This is a genomic window from Microcoleus sp. S28C3, from assembly GCF_036700785.1.
GTDB lineage: Bacteria > Cyanobacteriota > Cyanobacteriia > Cyanobacteriales > Microcoleaceae > Microcoleus > Microcoleus asticus.
The window spans coordinates 1-1,371 of sequence record NZ_JAUBPO010000278.1 but is presented as its reverse complement, the minus strand read 5'-3'; the positions used below and the strand labels follow the sequence as shown (position 1 = coordinate 1,371).

Here is a 1,371-nt window from a genome sequence, read left to right as displayed (position 1 = left end):
CAGCAATTCTCAGTATGGAATTTCAACTGGTGTTGGGTAGAATGTCCAATTCCAGCCCCTCAAGCATAAAGGTGAGCAAGTGATCCCAACTGTCGAAATAAAGATAACGGGTTAAAGCCCGCAAGTCCTCAAAAAAGGTTTTGCGGGTGGGCAAGTGCACCCGTAGCAGTTTGTATTTCTGGTCGAGTAACTCCAGCAAAGTATGAAATAGGAGGGACAGAATGTTGAGAGTAGCCAGGAACGAGGACAGATGCTGCTTACCATGCCCGAAATTGTGTTCGAGATTGTAGCCTTTGGTCTTGAGGGTATTGTTGTTCTCGTTTTCCACCTTCCAACGGGTGCGACCGGCTAGGACAATCTCTTCGACGGTTTGATCGGTAATGATGTGATTGGTGGCAAACGAGTTTTTGTAGATCACCTTGCCGTCGGCTCGGCTGAGAGTCAGTTCACACCAATTGACCAATAGGGCCAGCAGATCGCCATCTTTAAGTGGCACTTCGTTGAGATATCGGTAGGTATAGGTTTCCTCAACTTTCCCCGTCCACCGTTTCATTGTTACCGTGGGAAGATTGATGCCTTCGAGATGTTCATAGAGTGTGGTGTGAGATTCAGGACGGCAGACCAGGATGAAGTTGAATTGTTGAGCTAAAAGCTGTTGGCACAAGGGTTGGTGGCAGTAGAGGTCATCTCCCAAAACGGTCACGTTTAAGGAACTGTAGCGTTGTCCGTACTGCGATAGCCACCGTTTCGCCGCCGCACTCTCACAGTCCTGCTTGTCATGCCCCGGAAAGCGGCACGATAAACTCAGGCACCAATGGAATCACTTGAGACTGAGCCGGACAGACAATGACAGGGGTAACAACGCTATGGAAGTAGTGCGTCTCCCCAGACTTCAAGCGGCGCGTTGAACACTGGGGGCAGTGGATTTGACTCGAACCGAAGTATTCAGTGCCATCTAAAGCAATTAATAAGGTGTCGGCAAACGAGCGAAAGCTCTTCAACTGCCTGTGTTGCTCCAACACTTGCAAGATTTCCTCAAACACGGGAAAAACTTGTTCAGGTTTGACCCCATCGAGCAGATTCCGGATGTGGTTGTCGCTTGGTATCTGATGAACTCCAAACAGGCTTTGGGCATTGCTGTGTCCTTTGGTACCCTCCATTATGCGCTGGTACGCCAGAAATGACGGGGTTTGGGTGAAGAACACGCGCTCATGCGCTTAAGGCTACATCTTTCATTCCATAGCGAGTATTTTTGCCAGTGCGTTTGTCCGGTAGCGATTCGAGCACTTGGCGAAAAGAACCCACAACTGTGTCAAACACTCCCCGCTCTCTCAAAGGTTCTGTCTCTCTATGGGTGATTCTGATTTCATT

General features: G+C 49.2%; 1 pseudogene. It reads right to left on the bottom strand.

From position 1 onward, the window contains the following. Positions 1–22 precede the first annotated feature (22 nt). A pseudogene (locus QUA13_RS32430) lies at positions 23–1,320 on the bottom strand (transposase). Between the last annotated feature and the right edge of the window lie 51 nt (positions 1,321–1,371).